Below are 22,420 nucleotides of genomic sequence, written 5' to 3'. Positions count from 1 at the left end.
GCGTATGGCGTGCACGAACCACGCCAACAAAACGCTCCGCGCGCTCTGCCCGACGAGCGTGAGTCAGGCCGACTCCCGCCGCGCCGCACGGCGAGCGATTTCGCGCGCGATGAACCGTTCGCGGGCGATCTGCTCGACCTTGTCCATATCGCGCAGGATGGCCCGCAACTCGTCGCGGAACGCGGTACGCCGCTCGACCAGATCGGGCGCCGGCGCGAGCAGATCCTGGTCGGCCGCGACCTGGCGCGCGGTCGCGAACAGCAGCGCCGACACCGCCTCATTGCTGCGCACCCGACTCTGTGCGACGTACTGGTTGCCCAGTCCGAGCGCCTTCTTCGTCAGGTCCTTCTCGTCGATCTCGGCGGGGGCGTCGAGCAGCACATCGGCGACGATCTCGTACGCCTCGAAGAACGGGCGCAGCATGGCGCCCGCCAACAGCGGCGACTTGGTCCGCAGCAGTTCCTCGACCCGCCGCTCACCGGCCGTCACCTGCTCCTCCCACCCGCTCTGCCAGGACAGTTCCTCGGCGACATGGTCACGGAACGCCGCCGAATCGGCGAAGTAGAAGTCGAACTTCAGCAGGTCGCGCAGTCGCATCACCTGCGACCAGAACGCCTCCAGCCGGTCGGACTCCGCGCGGCCGGCGTGTACCAACGCCAACTCGACCAACGAGGTCTCCAGGAATGCGTCGATGAGCGTGTTGCGGTAGAAGGCCGCTTCGTGTTCGTCCTCGGGAGCGATGCGCCAGACGGGCTCGCGCCCACCCTCGACGCAGGTGACGGGGTGCCGGTTGGACAATGCGTCGAGAGCGGCCCGCACACCGTCCGGGGTGCGTAACCTCAACGCGCTGTTGGTCATCGGGGTCTGCTTGCGCTCGAGGTAATCCAGCGACGGCTGCAGGGTGTGATGGATCTGGTTCAGCGTCAACGCGATTCCTCGTGTGGTGAGCAACAGCGCCGACACCAGCGCCGTGGCGTTGACGGGTGTGGCACGCAGGATCCGCCACGACACTTCGAACGCCATCTTCTGCAGGGCCAGCCGTTTGGCGTTCTCATCGGTGGCCATCGGCCCGTGCGGCGCACCGAGATACTCGCGCATGCTGACGGCCTCGGGAAAGCGGACATAGATCTTGCCGTAGTTGCGCTCGCCTTGGGCCTTGATGAAGTTGTACATCCACGACAGGCTTTCGGGCGTCTTCTCACCGCCGCGGGCGTAGGCGGCGTATTCGGATGTCTCGTGCAGCTGGTCGAAGCTGATCGACACGGGCTGCAACAGGATGTCCTCGCTGCGGCCGTCGAGGTAGGCGTCGGCGACGTAGGCCAGCAGACCGAGCTTGGGCGGCAACATCTTTCCGGTCCGCGACCGGGTGCCCTCGATCGACCAGCTCAGGTTGAACCGCTTCTCGACGATGTAGCCGACGAATTGCCGCAGCACGTACTTGTAGAGCGGATCGTCGAGCTTGCGGCGCAGGAAGATCACGCCCGAATGGCGCATCAACGGCCCCATGAACCCGAACGAGAGGTTGATGCCCGCGAAGGTGTGCACCGGCGGTAACCGGTTCTCCTGCATCGCGACCGGCACGATCACCCCGTCGAGATAGGACCGGTGCGAGAACAACAGGACCGCCGGATGGTTCTCCAGGTTGCGGCGCATCAACTCGACCTCGTCGCGGTCGTAGTCGATGTTCGGATCGAAGCCGCGGCTGAAGATCGCACGACCCAACGACGGAATCAGGTCCACCGAGAACCGGCTCCACCCGGTGGAGAGTTCGTCGAGCATCTCCCCCGCGGTCTCCAGGTCCGCGCCCGGAATCTTCTCCAGCCCTTCGCGGAAACGCGCCGACGCCATCAACTCCGGTTTGATCAACCGCGGCGACTTGTACTCCGGGCCCAGCAGGCGCAGCTCGACCCGTTCGATCGCCAGGATCGCGCGGCGGATCACGAAACGCGCGAATTCCCGGGGGTTTTCGGCGACGGTGGTATCGGCCCATTGCTGGCGCAGTTCGGAGACCTTCGCGGGTTCACCGGCGACGACACGGGCCCGCGAAGGGTCGCGGCGCAGGATGCGGCGCTGCAGGATCTCAGGGGGACGGTAGGTGTCGCGACCGGAGATCAGGGCCACCACCTTGGACCGGGTGGGCAGCCCGCCGGGCACCCAGAACACCCGCACCGGCACCACGGAGCGGTCTTCTCCCGCTTCGAGCTCCGACACGAGCGAAGCCAGCACACCGGCGGGCGGGTCGTCGTACGGCAACAGCAGGACGTCGATCTTGGCCTCGGGGTGCTCGCGCCGTTGCCGCTCGAGCCAGTCGTCGAGCAGATCACGTTCGGCCGCAGAGGAAGCCGACGCGAGCACCAGCGCGTCGCCGGTGGGTGTGAACGGGGTGTACTGGTCGACGGACGGCTTCACGGACGACCCTTCCCCGAGGATTTGGGCGCCGACGTCTTGGTGGCGGGCGCCTTACGCACCGACTTGGTCGCGGACTTCGTGGCGGATTTGGCTGCGGATTTGGTCGCTTTCTTGGTCGCCTTCTTCGCCGATTTCTTCGCGGGCTTGCCCGTCGAACGGATGTTGCGGTCGTAGAGCTCGGATAGAGACGACTCGTCGTGCGGCCAGTCCGCCAAGGTGTCGAGGTAGAGCTGGCGCACCTCGGCGATGCGCTCCCCGAGATTGTCGTGCGTCCAGTCGTCGACCGGAATCGGTGGATAGACCACGACGTCGACCGTGCCGGGATTGAAGGTGCTCGAATCGCGGGCAGCGATCACCTCTGCGTTGCGAATCACGATGGGCACCACCGGAATACCGGCCGACATCGCGATCCGGAACGGTCCCTTCTTGAAGGGTCCCACCTCGGTCGTGTCCAACCGGGTGCCCTCCGGCGCGATCAGGATCGACAGCCCCTTGCGCGCGAGTTCCTCGACCTTCTTCAGACCCTCGACCGCTTTCTGCGGATCCTCGCGATCGATGAACGCGGCGTCCATGATCTTGCCGAGGGTGCCGACGATCGGATCCTTCTCCAACTCCTTCTTGCCCACCGATGTGAAGTTGGTGTCCACCAAGTGGCCGGCGATCAACGGGTCGGCCTGGTTGCGGTGGTTGAACAGAAACACCGCGGGACGCTTCTTGGTCAGGTTCTCCCTGCCCAACACGTTGATGTTGATGCCGAGGGTGCTCATCAACGCTCGGCCGAAGGCCGCGGTGAAGAAGTTGACACCGTTGCGCTTGCTGCGGGTCAACAGCCCCAGGCCCAGCGCGCCGGCGGCGATGGGTCCCATGGTGGCGATCCCCGCCGCCGTGCGCAGTTGCGAAACCGGGCTCGCGCCACTGCGACTGGAAAAGCGCAGCACCGGCCAGCCCCGCTTCGCAGCCACCGCGGCGAGCTTGCCTCCCGGATTTGTCGGGCGGGGATTGCCCACCAGATACATCAGCGCGACGTCCTCGTCGCCGTCGGCGTAAAAGTAGCTCTTCGACAGGTCGACCCCGTGTTCTGCGGAGAACATCTGCACAGCCCTGGCCTTGCCCGGCCCCCAGATGATCGGGCGCGTCACCTCCCCGGTGAGCAATCCGTGCTCGTCGATCTCGAACTTGTTGCTCAACACGTTCGAGATGCCGAGGAACCGCGCGACGGGTTCGACCTGCACCGTCAGTGCCGATGAGCTGAGGACGACGGTGTGGCCGCGGGCCATGTGCGCGCGCACCAACTCGCGCATTTCGGGATAGATCCGGCCGACGATCTTCTGGACGAACAACCGCTCGGCGAGTTCGTCGACGTCTTCGAGCGAATTGCCGCGCAGCATGCGCGCACCCTTGCCGATCAGATCCTCGAACTCCGACCGTCCCAGTTGGTGGTTGAGGCCGGCCTGGACCATGCCGATGAACTCACCCATCGACATCTGACGACGACGGAATCGGTCCTGTGTCATCACGACACCGGTGAAGCCGGCGACCAGGGTGCCGTCGAGATCGAAGAACGCGCCGACTTCGGGCCCCTCCGGGCTGGCCAGAATTTCGGCGACCGAACCCGGCAGGCGCATAGTGCGCCGCGAGGTCTGCCCGTCAGGCGAAGTCATTGCGCTGCACTCCCATTCGATGACGAGACAGTGGATGGGGCGGGGTCGACGGTGAACGAGGCGGGTTCGGCCCGGCCGTCGCCGCCGAGGGCGAGGACCTCGTCGAAACCCGACAGCAGGCAGCGGGCCCACAACTCCTGGTCGGTGATCGCCGCGCGGTCGTAGCGGGTGGTGATCGTGCAGTACCCCGAGCGCGAGATCAGCACCACCATCATCGCCACACCTGGAAGCGGGCCAAGTCCGTACTGGCGCAGGACTTTTGCTCCCGCGATGTAGGTGTCGCCCGCGTACACCGGGACATTGCTGGCCTGGACGTCGGAGTTCACGATCGAGCCGGCCATCGACTCGAGGGCCGTGTCCGGGAGCAGCCCGACCAGCGGAGCGATGGCGCTGACCATGTCGATCGCGCGTTCCTCACGCTTGGTGGTCATCTGCGAGCGGATGTTGCGGATGCGAACCTCGGGGTCTGTCAGGCCGATCGGCGCGGCGAGATTGATGCCCGCGAACCGGTTTCCGCCCGCCGGGTCGGCATCGGAGCGAAGGTTGACCGGAACCGCCATCGGCAGCGTCTCGACCGGCACGCCCTTGGCTTCGTGGTAGAGCCGCAGCGCGCCGCACAGGCCGGCCAGATACGCGTCGTTGATCGACCCGCCGGCCGCCTTGGCGGCCCGGTGCAGGGTGCCGAACTCGATGTCGATGGCTTCGCTGCGCGACGACAGGCTGCGCCGCCGCAGCACCGGCGACGGATCGGCGACGGGGCCGATCACCCGCGCACCCGACATGGCGTACCCGACAGCACCGTTGAGCCGAGAGATCGGGTCGCGGATCACCTCAGTTGCGACGTGCGCGGCGCCGAACAGCGCTCCGCGCACGCGGCCCGCGATGGTGCCGGGCAACCGGACGAGCCCCTGCCGCATCAGGTCGTTGGGCGACAGGTCCTGAGGGATGGGAAGCGGTGGGAGGGGTTGTGGCGACGGGTCGCGCTCGAGGTCATAGAGATTGGCGAACATCTCGACTCCCCCGACACCGTCGGTGACCGCATGGCTGAGGTGAACGACCATCGCGGCGCGGTCGTCGGCCAGTCCCTCCACGAGCGTTGCCGTCCACAGCGGCCGGGAGATGTCGAGCGGTGACTGCGCGGCGACCTCGGCGAGGTCGAGCACCTGACGGAACGTGCCCGGTTGCGGGGCGCGCACCCGCCGCAGGTGGAAGTCGAGGTTGAAGTCGGGGTCCACCACCCACCGGGGCGCCACGGTCGGCAGCGTCGGCATCACCACCTTCTGCCGCAGCCGCAACACTTTGCGCGAGGCGGCGTCGAACTTGGCGCGGAACGTATCCCAATCCGGTGCGCAGTCCAGGAGTTCGACGGTCATGATGCCCGAGCGGGTACGCGGATTGGCCTCGCCCCGGTGCAGGATTTGGTCGAGTGGGCTGAGTTCCTCAGGGAGTCCCGCCGCATCGAGTTCCGGCACGTCGCTCATGGGCCGTCGCGTCCTCCTGCTCGTGATCGTGTGGCCACCACGCTAGTCGGCGGTACGAGGGTGCGAGGCGGCTTTAATCCGTGAGCTCGCACGCCCAGGCGATAGACTCTCGTGACGTTGCCTCCGTAGCTCAGTTGGATAGAGCAAGAGCCTTCTAATCTCTAGGTCGCAGGTTCGATTCCTGCCGGGGGCGCTCATCGCGGATTTTTGTCTCGGCCGATACTTGACCCGATGCCAACCAACGATGTCGAGCACCGGCTCAGCCCGCTGCCGGACACCGGATACGTCTATCGCACAGCGTGGCGGGTCGCCACGGGTGACATCGACGGCGACCTGCACCTGCGCCTCGACGGCGTTGCGCGCTACATCCAGGAGGTCGGGGCCGAGAACCTCGTCGACGCCGGCGAGGCCGACGACCACCCCCATTGGCTCGTCCAACGCACGGTCATCGACGTCATCGAGCCGATCGAGTTCCCCAACGAGATCTCGTTCAGCCGCTGGTGCTCCGCGTTGTCGACCCGGTGGTGCACGATGCGCGTCGACCTGGTCGGCAGCGACGGCGGCCGCATCGAGACCGAGGGTTTCTGGATCGCCATCAACAGCAAGACCCTTACGCCGCAGCGCGCCTCGGACTCCCTGATCGCCCGGTTCGCCACCACCACCGACGAACTCCGGCTCAAATGGCGGCCCTGGTTGACCAATCTCGAGGACGCCGACGAGGACCTCGCGTTCCCGCTACGCCGCACCGACATCGACATCTTCGAGCACGTCACCAACACCGCCTACTGGCACGCCATCCACGAGGTGATGGCGCACGTCCCCGACGTCTGCCGCGCCCCCTACCGCGCGGTGGTCGAATATCGCAGGCCGATCCGCTACGGCGAGGACGTGACCATCCGCTGGGCGCGCCGGGGCGACGCCGTCCAGATCACGCTGACCGTCGACGACGACGTTCGCGCGGCCGCTCTGATCGCCAAGATGTAGCCCTTCGCGTACTATCGGCCCACACAGCGCTCGTGTTTGCTGCGCATTGGGTGGGAGGACCGCGGATGGTCAAATCGGGCAAAAGATGGACTCGGGTCGCGACGGGGGTGGCGGCCGTCGGCGTCGCGACCAGTGTCGTCGGGCTGGCAGCCACCCAGCCGGCGTCCATTTCGGCGTCTCTCGTGGATCTGACTGCGCTCATCGTTGTCGGCAGCTCGACCAATCCGACCGGCGCGGGCGTCGCCGATTTCTTCGAGGGGAAGTTCACCGATCCGGTCTACACGGGGGTCGACGGGAAAGACATCGTCTACGTCGACTTCCGCACCGGTCCCGCCGGTATCGAACAGGCTCTGCGCGACAACGCCGGCGAACAGAACGCGGTGCTGGCTTCCGGCTGGGGCGCGGCGAACGCCAGTTTGCTGCTACTGCGCAACCGGTCGGATCTGAAGGACACCGTCTTCATCCTCGACAACGACGTCGCACGCCCGGACGGCGGCTTCGGCACCCGGTATCCGTGGTTCGCGCTGATCGGAGTGAACCCGATCCCCACCCCGAGTGACGTCCCAGCCCTGCGCGTCGTCAACACCGGCTACGAGTACGACTACAACTCCAACGCCCCCGCCGACGTGCTCAACCCGGTGGCCGCGGTCAACTCGCTGGTCGGCTACCTCTACACGCGGCTGAACCAGTCCGAACGCGCGCTCCCGGTGGACGCCGAGGGCAACCCGACCGTCGAGTGCGACGCCAACACCTGCGCGATCCTCGTGAGCGGCGCCGTCCTCGACTGCCCCGACGCGCAGTGCAGTGCTCCCCCCGAAGACAGGATCACGGCCTACGTCACCACACGGGACAACACCACCTACGTCACGTACACCGCCGAAGAGCTTCCGCTGACCCGGCTGATCCGCGACGTCTTCGGCGATCAATTGGCCGAGCTCACCGGGCCGGTGCTGAAGCTGGCCGTCGACTCGGCCTACTACGGCGGCAATCCGATCCCCCGGGATCCGAGCGCTTACCGCCCAGCCCGGCTCGCTCCCCCGCCCGACGAGTTGTTGGCCACCGCGGTGAAGGTTCCCGGTGCGATCCTGCAGGGTCTGTCGGCGGCCGCCTCGCCGCGGCCGACGGTGCAACCGGAGATGACGGCGGAGCAGGACGCAACGGTGGACGCGGGGCCGGCCGTCGAACCGGAGACAACGCAGCGGCAGACCGAGACCACACGGCTGGCCACGGCAGAGCCGCCTCGACGGCCCGGCGCAGGCGATCCGGAGACCGCGCAGAAGCGCCGCCCGCAGCTCAACGTGCTACGCGACAGCGTGAGAGCCCTGCCGGGCCGGCTTCGCGACAACTTCGGCCCGAAACGCGATCAGCGCCAAAACGATTCCGTCGTCACGGTCGACACGACGCAACCCGGTTCGGCAAGCGATGCCGAAAACGACCCCACCGGCGGCGACACGGGTGCGCCCGGCGAGGGCGGGGGTACGGGGGCCGACGCCGCCGCTTGACCGTCACCCGTCAGGCGATATCTCCCTGGCCGGGGCGATCGGTCGATAGACTCGGCGGCGTGAACTCGAGCCGCGGCATCGCTGCAGCCGTGTCGGCCGGCGCTATGGCCCTCGCGCTCGCGTCGCCCGCACACGCCGGCCCGCCGAGCTACGGCAGCAACGGCGTCTTCAACGTGAGCACGAATCCGCGGCCGGGCTGGACCACCGCGTCGATCGAGCCCGGGCGGTACCGAGTGGACCAGGCGCCGAGCATGTTTCCGTACCAGAGCGCACCGGGCTTCTGGTATCGCTGCCACAACTTCCCGTGCAGCCCCAGCTACCCCGGCAATCTGATCGCCTCGGGTGGCGCGATCCGCGACGTACCCACGTTCGTCGACATCCTGCCCAGCGATGTCGCGGTGGCGCTGCACAACGTCACGCTCACCGTCGCCCACTGACGTCCGCGCACGGGTCACTAGGCTGAGCCGGTGACTGATCCGGTACTGATCCATGTCGAGGACCGCGTCGCCGTCCTCACCGTCAACGACCCGGAGCGCCGCAACGCGGTCACGTTCGAGATGTCTGCCGCGCTGCGCGAAGCCGTGGACGCGGCCGAGGCCAACCCGGACGTGCACGCCGTTATCGTCACCGGGGCGGGCAAGGCGTTCTGCGCGGGCGCGGATCTGAGCGCGCTCGGTTCGGCGACCGAGGACGGGCTGCGCAAGATCTACGACGGCTTCCTCGCCGTCGCCAACTGCGCACTGCCCACCATCGCGGCGGTGAACGGCGCTGCCGTCGGAGCCGGATTGAACCTGGCTCTGGCGGCCGACGTGCGTATCGCCGGGGCGGCAGCCCTGTTCGACCCGCGCTTCCAGAAGTTGGGAATCCATCCCGGCGGAGGGGCGACCTGGATGCTGCAGCGAGCGATCGGTCCGCAGGCCGCCCGCGCGTCACTGCTGTTCGGCATGCGGTTCGACGCCGAAGCCGCGGTCCGGTACGGCCTGGCGTTGCAGGTCGCCGAAGATGCCGTGGCGTCGGCGAAGGAGCTGGCCCGGGGACCGGCGGGCGCACCGCGCGAGGTGGTGCTCGCGACCAAGGCGTCGATGAGGGCGACGGCCAACCCCGGCGTCGTCGACATCGACCAGCACCGCATCGCGGTCGACACCGAACTCGGTCCGCAGGCCACCTCGATCCGCTCCCCCGAATTCCAGCAGCGTCTGGCGGCCGCACAACGCAAGTGAGCTAGATGCGGTCGACGTAGAACCAGCGGCCCGCGCGGCGCTCGAACCGGCTGCGTTCGTGCATCGCCCCTGGCCGGCCCGCGTGGATGTAACGGGCCGTGAACTCGACCTCGCCGTGCTGGTCGCCTTCGCTGCCCGCGACCACATCGCTGATCGCGAGCCCGGTCCAGGCCATCTCGCGATCGACGGTGACATCGAGTGGCCGCGTCCGTGGATGCCACGTTGTAAAGAGGTAATCCTCAACACCTTTGGCGAACGCGGCGTAGCGCGAACGCATCAATTCCTCGGCTGTCGCCGCGACGCGTGCACCGTCGTGCAGTGGTTCGCAGCATGCGGAATACAGCTCACCGCTGCCGCACGGACAGTTGTCACTTTGCGCCATGGCCGAATCATGCCCGCTACAGATCGAGCAATGCCGTCTCCGGCGCTTCGATGAGATCGCGCAGTTCGCACAGGAACGCCGCCACCTGCGCACCGTCGGCGATCCGGTGGTCGAACGCGCAGGTGATGTTCATCGTCGGCCGCGCGACGACCGCGTCGTCGACCACGACCGCGCGAGGTTTGAGCGAGCCGACACCCAGGATGGCGGCTTCGGGATAGTTGATGACGGGCACGCCGTCGTCGAGGCCGAGCGCACCGAAGTTCGACACGGTGAACGTCGAGCCCTGCAGTTCGGTCGGTTTCAGCGTGCCGGCGCGCGCACCCCGGATCAGCCGTGCCACCTCGTCCGCGAGTTGACGAGTGGTCTTGAGGTGGGCGTCACTGACGACGGGCACCAACAGGCCACGTGGTGCCGCGACGCCGAACCCGAGGTGCACCGCCGGATGCAGATGAATCTGCGCACCGTCGGTGGTGTCCACCCACGTGGCGTTCAAGGTGGGGTGATGCCGAAGGGCGATGGTCAGTAGTCGCAGCGTGAGCACGAACGGCGTGATCGGCGCGTCCTGACCGGCTCGGTCGCGCAGGTGATCGCGTAGCCGCAGCAGATTGGTCCCGTCCACCTGCACGGCGGTGTGTGCATCGGGGATCTGTTTGCGCGACATCGTCATTCGACGCGCCATCTCGGCCTGCACGCCGCCCACCGTCATCATGTCGGGACTCGGCGCGGACCTACCCGCCGCAGCGAGCACATCCTCGCGGGTGATCACACCGTCGGGCCCGGAGCCCGTCAGCGCCGCCAGGTCCACGTTCAGCTCCGCGGCCAGCTTGCGCACCGGCGGCTTGGCGCGCACGCGGTGCGGCGGTGCCGCCGCTCGCCTGCTGTGGTCCATCGCCGCGTCGGTGCCGTACCCGACCAGCACGGGCTTGCGCTTCTGGGCGGGCGGTTCGACCTCGGTCGCGATGCGCACCAGAGTCGCGCCCACCGCGAGCGTCTGGCCTTCCCGCCCGCCCAGTTCGACCACTGTGCCCGCATACGGGCTGGGAATCTCGACCTCGGCTTTGTTGGTCTCGACCGTGCACAGCGTCTGGTTGAGTTCGACGTCGTCGCCGACCGCCACGCTCCACGCGGTGATCGTCGCGTCCTCGAGGCCCTCGCCGAGGTCGGGCACCAGGAAGTCCATCACTGTCATGGCTGCTCCAACGTTCGCTCGACACAGTCGAGCAGTCGATCGACCCCTGGCAGCCAGAGTTTCTCGAGCCGCGCAGGCGGATACGGCGTGTCGAATCCGGTCGCCCTCAGCACCGGGGCCTCCAGCTCGTAGAACAACTCCTCTGAGATGCGTGCCGCCAGCTCGGCGCCGAACCCCAGCGTGCGCGGGCCCTCGTGCATCACGACGACCCGGCCCGTGCGCCGCACCGATTCCGAAATCGCCTCGAAATCCAGCGGATTGAGCGTTCGCAGGTCGATCACCTCGAGGCTGGCGCCGTGCTGCTCGGCGGCGACGTCGGCGGCGCTCAGCGCGGTGGCCACCAGCGGGCCGTAGGTCACCACGGTGACGTCGGTGCCATTGCGCCGTACCGCCGCCCGACCCAGCGGCAGGCCTGGTGTCGAGGTGTCGACCGGTCCGCGGGCCCAGTACCGGCGCTTGGGCTCGAGATAGATGACGGGGTCGCGGCTGGTAATCGAGTGCCGCAGCAGCCAGTACGCATCCGACGGCGTCGAGGGCACCACAACCTTCAGACCCGCGGTGTGCAACCAGTAGGTTTCGGTCGACTCCGAATGGTGCTCGACCGCGCCGATCCCCCCGAAGGAGGGGATGCGGATCGTCACCGGCATGTCGACGTCCCCGCGCGTGCGGGTCCGGTATTTCGCCAAGTGGCTGACGATCTGGTCGAAAGCCGGTGCGGCGAACCCGTCGAACTGGATCTCGGGCACGGGGATCAGGCCGCGGACGGCCATTCCGATCGCGATCCCGACAATGGCCGACTCGGCCAGTGGCGTGTCGAAACACCGCTGGGCGCCGAAGGTTTCGGCAAGGCCCTCGGTGACCCGGAAGACGCCGCCGAGGATCGCCACGTCCTCACCGAACACCAGCACCCGCTCGTCGGAGGCCATCGCGTCGTGCAATGCGCGGTTGATGGCCTGCGCCATGGTCAGGGTGGGCGTCTCGGTGACCGTCGGGACGGGCGTCAAGAGCGGATCGCGCGGTTCGTCCCCGCCGAACATCGGTGGCCGCTCGATGATCTGCGTCATGTCACGCCTCCTTCGCGAGTTCGGCGGCGAGTTGCTCGCGTTGGGTGGCGAGGTCGGGCGTGATGTCGTGGTAAACCGCGTCGAACACCTCGGCGACGTCGAAGTCCTCGGCGCCGACGACCGCGTCCCGCAGGTCGGCGCGCAGTCGTTTCGATCTGGCCCTGACCCGCTCCTCGAGCCGTTCGGTCCACACTCCGGCCGACTGCAGATACGTCCGGTAGCGCGCGATCGGGTCGCGGGCCGCCCACTGCTGCACCTCTTCGCGGCTGCGGTACCGGTTCGGGTCGTCGGAGGTGGTGTGCGGGCCCATCCGATAGGTGACGGCCTCGATGAGCGTCGGACCGCCGCCGTCGCGGGCCCGGTGCGCGGCCTCAGCGGTGACGGCGAAGCACGCGAGCACGTCGTTGCCGTCGACACGGACCCCCGGCATTCCGTAGCCGATGGCGCGATGCGCGATCGACGGCCCGGCCATCTGCGCCGAAACCGGCACCGAGATCGCCCACTGGTTGTTCTGGACGAGGAACACACACGGCGCCCGGTACACCGCGGCGAAGTTCAGCGCCTCGTGGACGTCACCCTCGCTGGTGGCCCCGTCGCCGACGAACGCCAGCGTCACCGAGTCCTCGCCCAGTCGCTGGGCCGCCATCGCGGCGCCGACCGCATGTAACCCGTGGGTGCCGATGGGGATCGCGATCGGGGCGACGCATTTGTCGGTGAAGCCCAGTCCGCCGTGCCACTTACCCCGCCACACGGCGGCGATCTGCGCCGGCGTGATGCCGCGGACCAGAAAGGCGCCGATCTCGCGGTACTGGGGAAACAGCCAGTCGGTCTTGCGCAGGCACGCCGCGGCGCCGATCTGTGCGGCCTCCTGGCCCCGACAGGACGCGAACAGCGCCAGTTCACCTTGGCGCTGCAGGTTGACGAATTCGCCGTCGAGGTCGCGGGTGACCACCATGGTCTCGTAGAGCCAGGCGAGCGTCTCGGGTGGAAGGTCTCGGCGGTACCGGGAGGCCGCGCTCGAGGAGGTCGGCGTCCCGTCCGGGGCGATCAGTTGAACCGGCTCCAGGTCGACGTCGCGCGACTCGAGGGGTGCCGAAACGGTCCCTGCCATACCGCCTCCTAGGGTCACTGACGGCGGATCGCGCCGTCAGGCGACTGAGGTGCTCAGCACGGGGGCGGGTCGAGCAAGACCTCTGGTGTAGAGGCTGTCAGCCACCGCCGGGGTGGGGCGCTGGCTGGACGATGCGCTCTGCTCGCCGCAGTGCTGGGGCTTCCACCATTATGCCTGCGCCCCGGCGATCGCCGATTCTCCGAGCAGACGTGTCGCGGCGGCGACGTGTCAGTCGCGCGGGGCCAGGCCGACGATGCGTTCGGCGCGCCGAAGCACCGGCATGTCGACCATCACCCCGTCGTGGGCGAACACACCGCGCTCGTCTGCCGCCCTGGCCAGAACTGCTTTCGCGCACTGCACCTGATCGGGCGTCGGTGTGTAGCCCTCGCGGATCACCGCGACCTGGGACGGATGGATCGCGACTTTCACGTCGAAGCCCACCGCCACCGCATCGTCGACCTCGCCACGCAGACCGTCGAGGTCCTTGATGTCGAGGTACACCGAGTCCAGCGCGAGCCGACCGTAGGCCTTGGCCGCTAGCAGCGTCTGCGATCGCACGTGCCGCGCCACCTCCCGGTAGCTGCCGTCGGGATAGCGGTTGGAGGTGCCGCCGGTGACCGCGAACAGATCCTCGGCCCCCCACATCAGCGCGACCGTGTTGTCGATGCGCGCCAGATCCGTCACGGCGAGCGCCCCGAGCGGGGTTTCGATCAACACAACGACATTGCGCGGCGCCAGGTCGCGTACCTGCTGGGGATCCTCGGTCTTGGCGAGCATGACCGTGGTGTAGTCGGTCTTTTCGAGCGCCTGGAGGTCGAGCGGATGATCGGCGGTGGCGGTGGGATTGACACGCACCACAGTCCGGTCCGGGTCCAGACGCGTTTCGATCAGTGCCGCGCGAGCGGCTTCCCGATCCTTGGCGGCGACGCCGTCCTCGAGGTCGAGGATCACGACATCGGCTGCCGCGGCGGCCTTCTCGAACCGTTCCGGGCGGTCGGCCGGGCAGAACAGCCACGCGGGTCCTGTCGCGAGCGCCACTACGCCTCTCCCTCCGGGCGCTTGCGCACCATGGTCTTGCGCGACGCGGTCGCGACGACGTCACCGTGCTGGTTGCGGCCCACGTGGGAGAACGTCACGATGCCCTCACCCGGCCGGCTCTTCGACTCACGCTTCTCGAGCACCTCGGACTCCGCGTACAGCGTGTCGCCGTGGAAAAGCGGCTTCGGAAAGGCGATTTCGCCAAAACCGAGGTTGCCGACGATGGTGCCCTGCGTCAGTTGCGCCACCGATAGCCCCACCAGGGTGGACAGCGTGAACATCGAGTTGACGAGCCGCTGGTTGAACGGCGGCAAGGCATCGGAGAACGCGGCGTCCAGATGCAGTGCCTGGGTGTTCATCGTCAACGTCGTGAACAAGACGTTGTCGGCCTCGGTGATGGTGCGCCCCGGGCGGTGCTGGTAGAGCACGCCGGGCTCGAACTCCTCGTACCACAACCCGCGCTGGACGACGATCTTCTTCTCACTCATTACAGGCCCAGCTCCCGCCCGATCAGCATCAACTGCACTTCGGTTGTGCCCTCGCCGATTTCGAGGATCTTGCTGTCGCGGTAGTGCCGCGCGACGGAGTACTCGTTCATGAAGCCGTAGCCGCCGAAGATCTGGGTGGCGTCGCGGGCGTTGTCCATCGCGGCCTCACTGGCCACCATCTTGGCGATGGACGCCGCCTTCTTGAACGGCTTTCCGGCCAGCATCAGCGCGGCGGCGTCGTAGTAGGCCGTGCGGGCGACGTGGGCTCGGGCCTCCATGCGCGCGATCTTGAAGGCGATCGCCTGATAGCTGCCGATGGCGGCGCCGAACGCTTCGCGTTCCCTGGCGTACTTGACCGATTCGTCGACACACCCCTGCGCGGCGCCCACCGACAGCGCGGCGATCGCGATGCGGCCCTCGTCGAGGATCCGAAGGAAGTTCGCATATCCCCGGCCGCGCTCACCGAGCAGGTTCTCCTCCGGCACGCGCACGTCATCGAAGCTCAACGGATGGGTGTCGGAGGCGTTCCAGCCGACCTTGCTGTACGCCGGTTCGGCGGTGAAGCCGTCGATCGGCACCGGGACCAGGATCGACGAGATCTCCTTTTTGCCATCGGGTTTCTCGCCGGTCACCGCCGTCACCGTCACCAGCTTGGTGATGTCGGTGCCCGAATTGGTGATGAACTGCTTGGAGCCGTTGATGACCCAGTGGCCGTCGTCGAGACGGGCGGTGGTCTTGGTGGCGCCGGCATCGCTACCGCCACCGGCCTCGGTGAGGCCGAACGCGCCGAGCGCCTTACCGCTCGCCAACAGCGGCAGCCACTCCTGCCTCTGTTTCTCGCTGCCGAACCGGTACACCGGCATCGCACCCAGCGACACCCCCGCCTCCAGGGTGATCGCCACGCTCTGGTCGACCTTGCCCAGTTCCTCCAACGCGAGGCACAGCGCGAAGTAGTCGCCGCCCATACCGCCGTACTCTTCGGGGAACGGCAGGCCGAACAGTCCCATATCGGCCATTCCCGCGACGACCTCGTACGGGAACGAGTGTTCCTCGTCGTGTTTGGCGGCGACGGGCGCAACCACGCTCTGGGCGAAGTCGCGGACCGTCTTGGCCAGCTGCTCGTAGTGGTCGGGAAGTGTCCCGGTGGCTAGAACGTTATTCATGCGCGATCCGCTCCGCTTCTCGCTGGGGTCATGATTCTTCCTTCTCGACGGTCGGGTCCGCGATGACCTTCGCCAGCGGCTGCCCTACCTTGACCTGATCGCCTTCGGCGACAAGGAGTTCCACCACGCCGTCGACCGGCGCGCTCAGCGCGTGTTCCATCTTCATGGCCTCGACGGTCACCACGACGGTGCCCGTCGTCACCCGATCGCCGTCGCGCACCCCCACGGCCACCACGGAACCCGGCATCGGGCTGGTCAGTTCCGCGTCACCGCTGTGCGCGTCGTCGGGTCGCACCGGCGCTTCGCGGACCTCGTCGACCGCGACGGTGCGGCCTGCGCCCGCCAGCCAGATCCGGTGGTCGGCGGCGACCACGACGTAGTCGGTGACCATCCCGTCGAACGTGACCGCCAGTCGCTCGTCGGCCGGCGATACCGACAGCGGACGCGGCGGACCGTCCTCGATCGCCGCACTGCCCGCCGACGGTGTGCCGGTGAGGCGGACGTGCTCGACGCGCTCACCGGACTGCAGCCGGTACGTTGTCGGCGCATGGCGACCGATCCGCCAACCCGAGGGGACCGCCCACAAGTCGCCGACCGGTTGGGGCCACGAGCGCAGCCATATGTACGCCGCGGCGGCGACCAGGTCGACGTCCTCGGCGGACGCGGGGCGGAAGTCCGGGCTGCGACGATCCAGGAGACCGGTGTCGAGGCGGCCCGCCGCGACGTCGGGATCGGCGAGCAGGAACCGCAGGAATTCGATGTTGGTGGTGACACCCAGTACCGCGGTGTGCGCCAGCGCCCGATCGAGCGCCCGGAGGGCCGCCGCCCGGTCGGCGGCATGCGCGATGATCTTCGACAACATGGGGTCGTAGTCGCTGCCGATCACCGAACCCGGCGCCAACCCCGAATCAACCCGGATGCCGGGGCCCTCCGGCTCGGCAAGACCCAGCACGCGGCCACCGGTGGGCAGGAATCCGCGTCCGGGGTCTTCGGCGTAGACCCGGGCCTCGATCGCGTGTCCGTTCATCGAGATGTCGTCCTGCGCGATCGACAGCTTCTCCCCCGCGGCGATCCTCACCTGTTGTTCGACGAGATCGATCCCGGTGACCATCTCGGTGACGGGGTGCTCGACCTGAAGACGGGTGTTCATCTCCATGAAGAAGAACTCGTCGGGCCGGTCGGCCGACACGATGAACTCGACGGTGCCCGCCCCGGTGTAGTCGACGCTGCGCGCGGTATCGCACGCCGCCGCACCGATTCTCGCCCGCGTCGCCTCGTCCAGCAGCGGTGAGGGCGCCTCCTCGATGACCTTCTGGTGGCGGCGCTGCAGGGAGCATTCGCGTTCGCCGAGATGCACCACGTTTCCGTAGCCGTCGGCGAGCACCTGCACCTCGATGTGGCGCGGATTCAACACGAACCGTTCCAGGAACAGCGTGTCGTCACCGAACGCCGCGGCCGCCTCCCGGCGCGCGCTGGCCAGCGCGGCCGGCAACTCGCCCGACTCGTGCACGACGCGCATGCCCTTGCCGCCGCCACCGGCCGAGGGTTTCACCAGCACGGGGTAACCGACCTCGTCGGCGCCGGCGACGAGATCGTCGTCAGACAGGCCGGGGCGCGAAACGCCAGGCACCACCGGAACCCCGAACGCCGACACCGCCGCCTTGGCCGCGATCTTGTCGCCCATGGTCTGGATGGCGCCGACCGGCGGACCGATGAACACGATTCCCGCGTCCTGTAGTGCCGCGGCGAATTGCGCGTTCTCCGAGAGGAATCCATAACCCGGATGCACGGCCTGGGCGCCGGTGCGTCGGGCCGCTGAGACCACGGCCTCGATGTCGAGGTAGCTCTCCCTGGCCGCCGACGGTCCGATGTGCACCGCGACGTCGGCCTCCGCGACATGACGGGCACCCGCGTCGGCGTCGCTGAACACCGCGACCGACCGGATGCCCATGGCCCGCAGTGTGCGGATGACGCGCACGGCGATCTCGCCTCGGTTGGCGACAAGGACGGTATCGAAGTTCATGTCCTCACATCCGGAACACGCCGTAGGAGATGGACTCGAGCGGCGCCTGACCGACCGCCGAGAGTGCCAGTCCGAGAACCGTTCTGGTGTCGGCGGGGTCGATCACCCCGTCATCCCACAGCCGGGCCGTCGAATAGTACGGATTGCCCTGGTGCTCGTACTGCGCGCGAATCGGCGCCTTGAAGTTCTCCTCCTCCTCGGCGGTCATCTCGCCGCGCACGGTCGCCAGCACCGATGCGGCCTGCTCGCCGCCCATCACCGAAATGCGGGCGTTGGGCCACATCCACAGGAACCGCGGCGAATACGCGCGCCCGCACATGGAGTAGTTGCCCGCCCCGTACGAGCCGCCGATCACCACCGTCAACTTCGGCACCCGCGCGCACGCGACCGCGGTGACCATTTTCGCGCCGTGCTTGGCGATGCCGCCCGCTTCGTAATCACGGCCCACCATGAACCCGGAGATGTTCTGCAGGAAGACCAGCGGAGTGTTGCGTTTGTCGCAGAGCTCGATGAAATGGGCCCCCTTGAGAGCGGATTCACCGAACAGCACGCCGTTGTTGGCGATGATGCCGACCGGATGCCCGTGGATGCGGGCGAACCCGGTGACCAGGGTACTGCCGTATTCGGCCTTGAATTCGGCGAACTCGCCGCCGTCGACGATGCGGGTGACGACCTCGTGCACGTCGTAGGGAACGCGTGAGTCCACCGGCACCACGTCGTAGAGCTCGTGCTGATCAGCCACCGGGTCCACGGTCGGCCGAACGTCCCAGGGCAGCGGCTCGCGCGGGCCGAGGGTGGCCACGATGCGGCGCACGATGCGTAGTGCGTCGCGGTCGTCATGCGCCAAATGGTCTGTCACACCGGAGGTCTTCGAATGCAGGTCACCACCGCCCAGTTCCTCGGCGGTGACCACCTCACCCGTCGCCGCCTTCACCAACGGTGGGCCCCCGAGGAAGATCGTGCCCTGATTGCGCACGATCACGGCCTCGTCGCTCATCGCGGGCACGTATGCGCCACCGGCAGTGCAGGATCCGAGCACCGCGGCGATCTGCGCAATTCCCTGGGCTGACAGAGTGGCCTGGTTGTAGAAGATGCGGCCGAAATGTTCGCGATCGGGGAACACCTCGTCCTGGCGCGGCAGGAACGCCCCACCCGAGTCGACCAGGTAGATACACGGCAACCGGTTCTGGCCCGCGACTTCCTGAGCCCGTAGATGCTTTTTGACGGTGATCGGATAGTAGGTGCCGCCCTTGACGGTTGCGTCGTTGGCGACGATCACACATTCGCGTCCCGATACGCGACCGATCCCGGTGATCATGCCCGCTCCCGGACACTCGTCGTCGTACATACCGTCGGCGGCGAGGGGCGACAGCTCGAGGAAGGGGCTGCCCGGGTCCAGTAGGCCGTCGACGCGGTCGCGCGGCAAGAGCTTGCCGCGGCTGACGTGACGCTCGCGGGCCCGCTCGGGCCCGCCGAGGGCGGCCGCGGCGAGCTTGGAACGCAATTCGTCGACCAGCGCGAGATGTTCCTCGCGATGTGAAGGCCGCGATGCCATCGGAAAACCCATTTCGTTGAGTTAATGACGAATAACTGGTGGTATGTTAGTCACGATTAACTCCAGATGTCTACAGGCGGGCGGGAGGCGCGGTGTCTTCAACTCCAGTCCCTGAGATGCCGACGAGCACCAAACGCAGCAAGGCCAAGTCGGACCGGCGATCCCAGTTGATCGCCGCGGCGGAACGACTGGTTGCCGAACGGGGCTACCTCGCGGTGCGGCTGGAGGATATCGGTGCGGCGGCCGGCGTCAGCGGACCGGCGATCTATCGGCACTTCCCGAACAAGGAGGCGTTGCTCGTCGAGTTACTGGTCGGCATCAGCACCCGCCTGCTGGCCGGCGCCACCGAGGTCGTCGCGCACGCCGACGATCCCGCCTCCGCGCTGAACGGCCTGATCGACTTCCATCTGGACTTCGCCCTCGGGGAGTCCGATCTCATCCGCATTCAGGATCGTGATCTAGCGAACCTGCCGCCTACCGCCAAACGGCAGGTGCGCCGGGCGCAACGGCAGTATGTCGAGATCTGGGTCGATGTGCTCCGGCGGTTGGACGGCTCGTTGGCGGAGGCCGATGCCCGGTTGATGGCCCACGCGACGTTCGGGCTGCTGAACTCGACGCCACACGCCCTGCCGTCCGGCGCCACGAAAACGGCCGAGGCCAGGCCGCGATCCGTCTTGAAAGCGATGACGGTCGCGGCGCTGACCTCGGCCGCGCGGGACGCTTAGGCGCCTCTAGCCCCGGTTAATACCAGGCGCGCCTGCCCCCGACGGGACGGCCCATGGACCCCAGAATCCAGAACACCGCTCCGATGACCATGAGCACGATGCCGATGGTCCACAGGATGTTGATTCCGAAGATCAGTCCGAGGATGAGAAGAATTGCTCCGAGGATGATCATTAGCATTCCTTTCGAATTGGCAAGTGCCAGTTGTCACTGGCTGGGTTCCGGGATGTTGCAGGCCTCAACCTTGGGGTTGACGCCCGCATAGTTCAGCGGGCCGGCCACCACTGTCAAAGCGATGCTTCCCGCTGTCGCGCAATTGGTTTCACTGGTTTCGAAGTAGCCGCGCTGGTATGCGGCGAATGCACCGATCAGCAACCAGATGAGCACCAAAACGCCGAGAACTCCGCCTCCTCGCATTGCTGCGCCTCCTTTGTCGCGCCGTTACGGCGCGTGCGCAGCGTTTACCCTGCAGACAATTTCGGTAAACGTGGCTGCGGAGAACGATTCGGTCACGAATCCGGATGCGGGCGAAAAGCGGCAATCAGCCACTCGCGCATGGCTTTGACCAGTACCGCGCGATTCTCGCGGCGATCGATCTCGTGTCCGTCGTCGTCGAACATGAGCAGTTCGACTTTCCGGTTAAGTGCCTGCAGCGCTTCGAACATTTGCTGAGATTCGCTGGGGGGCACGTTCGTGTCGTTGGCGCCGTGCACCAACAGCAACGGTGCGGTCATCGCGTCGACACGTTGCAACGGCGATAGCTGCTCCAGCAGTTCGCGGTCACCGATCGGGTGACCGTACTTCGGATATGCCGCCGCGGCGATCCACGGTTCGGTGTTGCGGTACCAGGTGTTCAGATCGCTCATACCGCAGATGCTGATTCCCGCCGCGAACCGGTCGGGGTGGAAGGTGAGCGCCGCCTGCGTCAGGTAGCCACCGTAGGACCATCCGCAACAGGCGATCCGGTCGGCCGGCGCGACATCACGCTCGACCAGGTAGGCGACCGCGTCGGCCACGTCGTCGATCGCGGCGAACCGTCGCTCCTTGTCGTCGGCGTGCATGAACGTCCTGCCGAACCCGCCCGAGCCCCGGACGTTGGGCAGGAACACGCTGATGCCCTCCTCGAGCAGGGCCGGGAAGAACTCGTTGTAGCCGGGTCTCCCCTGCCCCTCCGGGCCGCCGTGCAGGAACAGCATCGCGCCGATCACCGGGACCCCGTCACGCGGCCGGAAGAGCCACCCGGAGAACTCCAGGCCGTCGCGCGCCGTGACCGTCTCCAGCGTCGGGTCCGGCGCCACCGGCCCGGAGCTGGGTTCGCGGTCGACGATCTCCCACTCCCGGGTACGCGGGTCGACCAGTTCGACGGTCGGCGGGGTGGACGGGCCTTCGACGGTCAGGGCCAGCATCGAGCCGCCGGCGCTGATGCTCAGCTGGCTGGCCACCATCCCCGGCAGCGGGACCGGCGGTTGGAGGGTGTAGTCGGTACGTTCGATGATCTGTAATTCGCTGGCGCCGTGGATGTTCCAGAGGATCGCCACGGTCGACAGATCATCGCTCACGGTGAACTCGTCGAGTTCATAACCGGGGTTTTCGGCGATGACCTGGTAGGCCACCCCGTCGGCGGTGACCGTCACCTCGAGAAGTCGGGCATGTTCGGTGCCGTTTTCGCTGCGGACCAGGGCTCGCACATAACCTTCGGTGCTGTCTGCGTCGTAGGTGCTCGCCGGCTGGTACAGCCTGGTGAGCTCGCCTTCCAGCCCGGCGCGCAGCCGGCGCGCGTAGTGGTCGTCGAGGATGACGCCGGTGTCGGTGGTCGACCCTGGATCGTATGGGAGCAATGCGGTTTCCGTGCGTCCGCGCAGCATGATCAGGTCCCGGTAGCCGCGCGGTCCGACCCGCACGAGCGCGGCACCCGCCCAGGCGTCGACCAGACGGCCGCCCGAGCGGCGGTCGAGCACGGTGGTGTGGCCGGTGGCCGGGTCGATCAGGCACGAGCTACCGACGCCGTCCTCGCCGGTGAGGATCGCGGCCACCAGGGTGCCGTCCCAGTTGATCAGCTCGGCGGTGCCCTCGGGCGCCCCGGGCGCCCACGAGTCGATGCGGCGGGCGTCGCGGTCGTCGGGATCGGTTGTCACGACCCAGATCTGGGTGCGGGTGCTGCCCTCGGGAGCGACTTCGCATGCCAGCCAGTGGCCGTCGGCCGAATGCAGGACCCGCGTCACCGGGCCTTCGACCGGCAGATCGACGTCTCGCGATGAGCTTGCCCGCCAGCCACGCAGAAAACGCTGCACTGCGCGCGGAAAGCCACCGTCGTCGACCAGATGTGCGAACGCGGTGGCGTCCGGCGACATGGATGCGCCGTAGACTCTGCGAACCTGCTCTCCCACCGGACCAATTGTGCCTACCCAGGCAAGTCCACTGACGACC

The 22,420-nt window shown here is 67.5% G+C and carries 20 protein-coding genes and 1 tRNA gene; 6 read left to right on the top strand and 15 right to left on the bottom strand.

Features of this window, described 5'->3' with window-relative positions; genetic code table 11:
* Positions 1–63: 63 nt before the first annotated feature.
* The 3 genes from RMCN_RS01525 to RMCN_RS01515 are packed head-to-tail and all read right to left on the bottom strand — an operon-like array spanning position 64 to position 5,551.
* Positions 64–2,409: a glycerol-3-phosphate 1-O-acyltransferase gene (locus RMCN_RS01525; RefSeq protein ID WP_067386718.1), complete on the bottom strand. Its 2,346-nt coding sequence runs from the start codon at positions 2,407–2,409 to the stop codon at positions 64–66.
* Entirely contained in the window at positions 2,406–4,070 is a 1,665-nt protein-coding gene (locus RMCN_RS01520; RefSeq protein ID WP_067386716.1) for an HAD-IB family hydrolase/lysophospholipid acyltransferase family protein, read from the bottom strand. The genes RMCN_RS01525 and RMCN_RS01520 overlap by 4 nt, the downstream gene beginning before the upstream one ends.
* The gene (locus tag RMCN_RS01515; protein ID WP_067386714.1) at positions 4,067–5,551 is read right to left on the bottom strand and encodes a wax ester/triacylglycerol synthase family O-acyltransferase; all 1,485 of its coding nucleotides are present in this window, start codon (positions 5,549–5,551) and stop codon (positions 4,067–4,069) included. The genes RMCN_RS01520 and RMCN_RS01515 overlap by 4 nt, the downstream gene beginning before the upstream one ends.
* Before the next feature lie 119 nt (positions 5,552–5,670).
* Between RMCN_RS01515 and RMCN_RS01510 the strand changes: the two genes are divergently transcribed.
* The 5 genes from RMCN_RS01510 (at position 5,671) to RMCN_RS01490 (ending at position 9,257) form a co-directional block, all read left to right on the top strand.
* A tRNA-Arg gene (locus RMCN_RS01510) sits at positions 5,671–5,744 on the top strand.
* A gap of 38 nt (positions 5,745–5,782) precedes the next feature.
* Positions 5,783–6,535 carry an acyl-[acyl-carrier-protein] thioesterase gene (locus tag RMCN_RS01505; protein WP_067386712.1) on the top strand — a complete coding sequence of 251 codons (753 nt, stop codon included), beginning with the start codon at positions 5,783–5,785 and terminating at the stop codon, positions 6,533–6,535.
* A 65-nt stretch (positions 6,536–6,600) separates the two neighbouring features.
* Complete coding sequence (locus tag RMCN_RS01500; protein WP_067386709.1) at positions 6,601–8,037, top strand: PE-PPE domain-containing protein; 1,437 nt, start codon at positions 6,601–6,603, stop codon at positions 8,035–8,037.
* 104 nt (positions 8,038–8,141) lie between these two features.
* Positions 8,142–8,474, top strand: a complete 333-nt coding sequence (locus RMCN_RS01495; protein ID WP_110765724.1) for a hypothetical protein — start codon at positions 8,142–8,144, stop codon at positions 8,472–8,474.
* A gap of 30 nt (positions 8,475–8,504) precedes the next feature.
* Positions 8,505–9,257: an enoyl-CoA hydratase gene (locus RMCN_RS01490; RefSeq protein WP_067386707.1), complete on the top strand. Its 753-nt coding sequence runs from the start codon at positions 8,505–8,507 to the stop codon at positions 9,255–9,257.
* 1 nt (position 9,258) lies between these two features.
* Here the strand turns inward: RMCN_RS01490 and RMCN_RS01485 are convergent, their stop codons facing one another.
* The 9 genes from RMCN_RS01485 to RMCN_RS01445 all read right to left on the bottom strand — a co-directional run bounded on the left by RMCN_RS01485 (position 9,259) and on the right by RMCN_RS01445 (position 19,270).
* Positions 9,259–9,639, bottom strand: a complete 381-nt coding sequence (locus RMCN_RS01485; protein ID WP_067386705.1) for a YchJ family protein — start codon at positions 9,637–9,639, stop codon at positions 9,259–9,261.
* A gap of 16 nt (positions 9,640–9,655) precedes the next feature.
* Positions 9,656–10,828 carry a dihydrolipoamide acetyltransferase family protein gene (locus RMCN_RS01480; protein ID WP_067386703.1) on the bottom strand — a complete coding sequence of 391 codons (1,173 nt, stop codon included), beginning with the start codon at positions 10,826–10,828 and terminating at the stop codon, positions 9,656–9,658.
* Entirely contained in the window at positions 10,825–11,892 is a 1,068-nt protein-coding gene (locus RMCN_RS01475; protein ID WP_067386701.1) for an alpha-ketoacid dehydrogenase subunit beta, read from the bottom strand. Before RMCN_RS01475 ends, RMCN_RS01480 begins: the two co-directional genes overlap by 4 nt.
* Before the next feature lies 1 nt (position 11,893).
* Positions 11,894–13,003 (bottom strand): pyruvate dehydrogenase (acetyl-transferring) E1 component subunit alpha, encoded by a 1,110-nt coding sequence (gene pdhA / locus RMCN_RS01470; protein ID WP_067386699.1) that lies wholly within the window; start codon positions 13,001–13,003, stop codon positions 11,894–11,896.
* A gap of 228 nt (positions 13,004–13,231) precedes the next feature.
* On the bottom strand, positions 13,232–14,041 hold the full coding sequence (locus RMCN_RS01465) for an HpcH/HpaI aldolase/citrate lyase family protein (protein WP_067386697.1): 810 nt from the start codon (positions 14,039–14,041) through the stop codon (positions 13,232–13,234).
* Complete coding sequence (locus RMCN_RS01460) at positions 14,041–14,529, bottom strand: MaoC family dehydratase (protein ID WP_064350350.1); 489 nt, start codon at positions 14,527–14,529, stop codon at positions 14,041–14,043. Before RMCN_RS01460 ends, RMCN_RS01465 begins: the two co-directional genes overlap by 1 nt.
* Positions 14,529–15,692: an acyl-CoA dehydrogenase family protein gene (locus RMCN_RS01455; RefSeq protein ID WP_064405635.1), complete on the bottom strand. Its 1,164-nt coding sequence runs from the start codon at positions 15,690–15,692 to the stop codon at positions 14,529–14,531. Before RMCN_RS01455 ends, RMCN_RS01460 begins: the two co-directional genes overlap by 1 nt.
* Positions 15,693–15,720: 28 nt before the next feature.
* The gene (locus RMCN_RS01450; protein WP_067386696.1) at positions 15,721–17,715 is read right to left on the bottom strand and encodes an acetyl-CoA carboxylase biotin carboxylase subunit; all 1,995 of its coding nucleotides are present in this window, start codon (positions 17,713–17,715) and stop codon (positions 15,721–15,723) included.
* Positions 17,716–17,719: 4 nt separating this feature from the next.
* Positions 17,720–19,270 (bottom strand): carboxyl transferase domain-containing protein, encoded by a 1,551-nt coding sequence (locus RMCN_RS01445; protein WP_064414707.1) that lies wholly within the window; start codon positions 19,268–19,270, stop codon positions 17,720–17,722.
* A 116-nt stretch (positions 19,271–19,386) separates the two neighbouring features.
* On the opposite strand from RMCN_RS01445, the gene RMCN_RS01440 reads away from it, so the two are divergent.
* Entirely contained in the window at positions 19,387–19,995 is a 609-nt protein-coding gene (locus tag RMCN_RS01440) for an SACE_7040 family transcriptional regulator (RefSeq protein WP_064414671.1), read from the top strand.
* A 16-nt stretch (positions 19,996–20,011) separates the two neighbouring features.
* Here the strand turns inward: RMCN_RS01440 and RMCN_RS30930 are convergent, their stop codons facing one another.
* From RMCN_RS30930 to RMCN_RS01430, 3 genes are all read right to left on the bottom strand, one after another.
* Positions 20,012–20,167, bottom strand: a complete 156-nt coding sequence (locus tag RMCN_RS30930; protein ID WP_165595612.1) for a DUF6131 family protein — start codon at positions 20,165–20,167, stop codon at positions 20,012–20,014.
* Between the two features lie 33 nt (positions 20,168–20,200).
* Complete coding sequence (locus RMCN_RS01435) at positions 20,201–20,410, bottom strand: hypothetical protein (protein WP_064414672.1); 210 nt, start codon at positions 20,408–20,410, stop codon at positions 20,201–20,203.
* A 92-nt stretch (positions 20,411–20,502) separates the two neighbouring features.
* Positions 20,503–22,344, bottom strand: coding sequence for an alpha/beta hydrolase family protein (locus RMCN_RS01430; protein WP_067386694.1), 1,842 nt, complete (start codon positions 22,342–22,344; stop codon positions 20,503–20,505).
* Between the last annotated feature and the right edge of the window lie 76 nt (positions 22,345–22,420).

Source organism: Mycolicibacterium novocastrense (assembly GCF_001570485.1).
GTDB lineage: Bacteria > Actinomycetota > Actinomycetes > Mycobacteriales > Mycobacteriaceae > Mycobacterium > Mycobacterium novocastrense.
The sequence above is the reverse complement of the archived record's forward strand: the minus strand, read 5'-3'. Positions and strand labels throughout refer to the sequence as shown.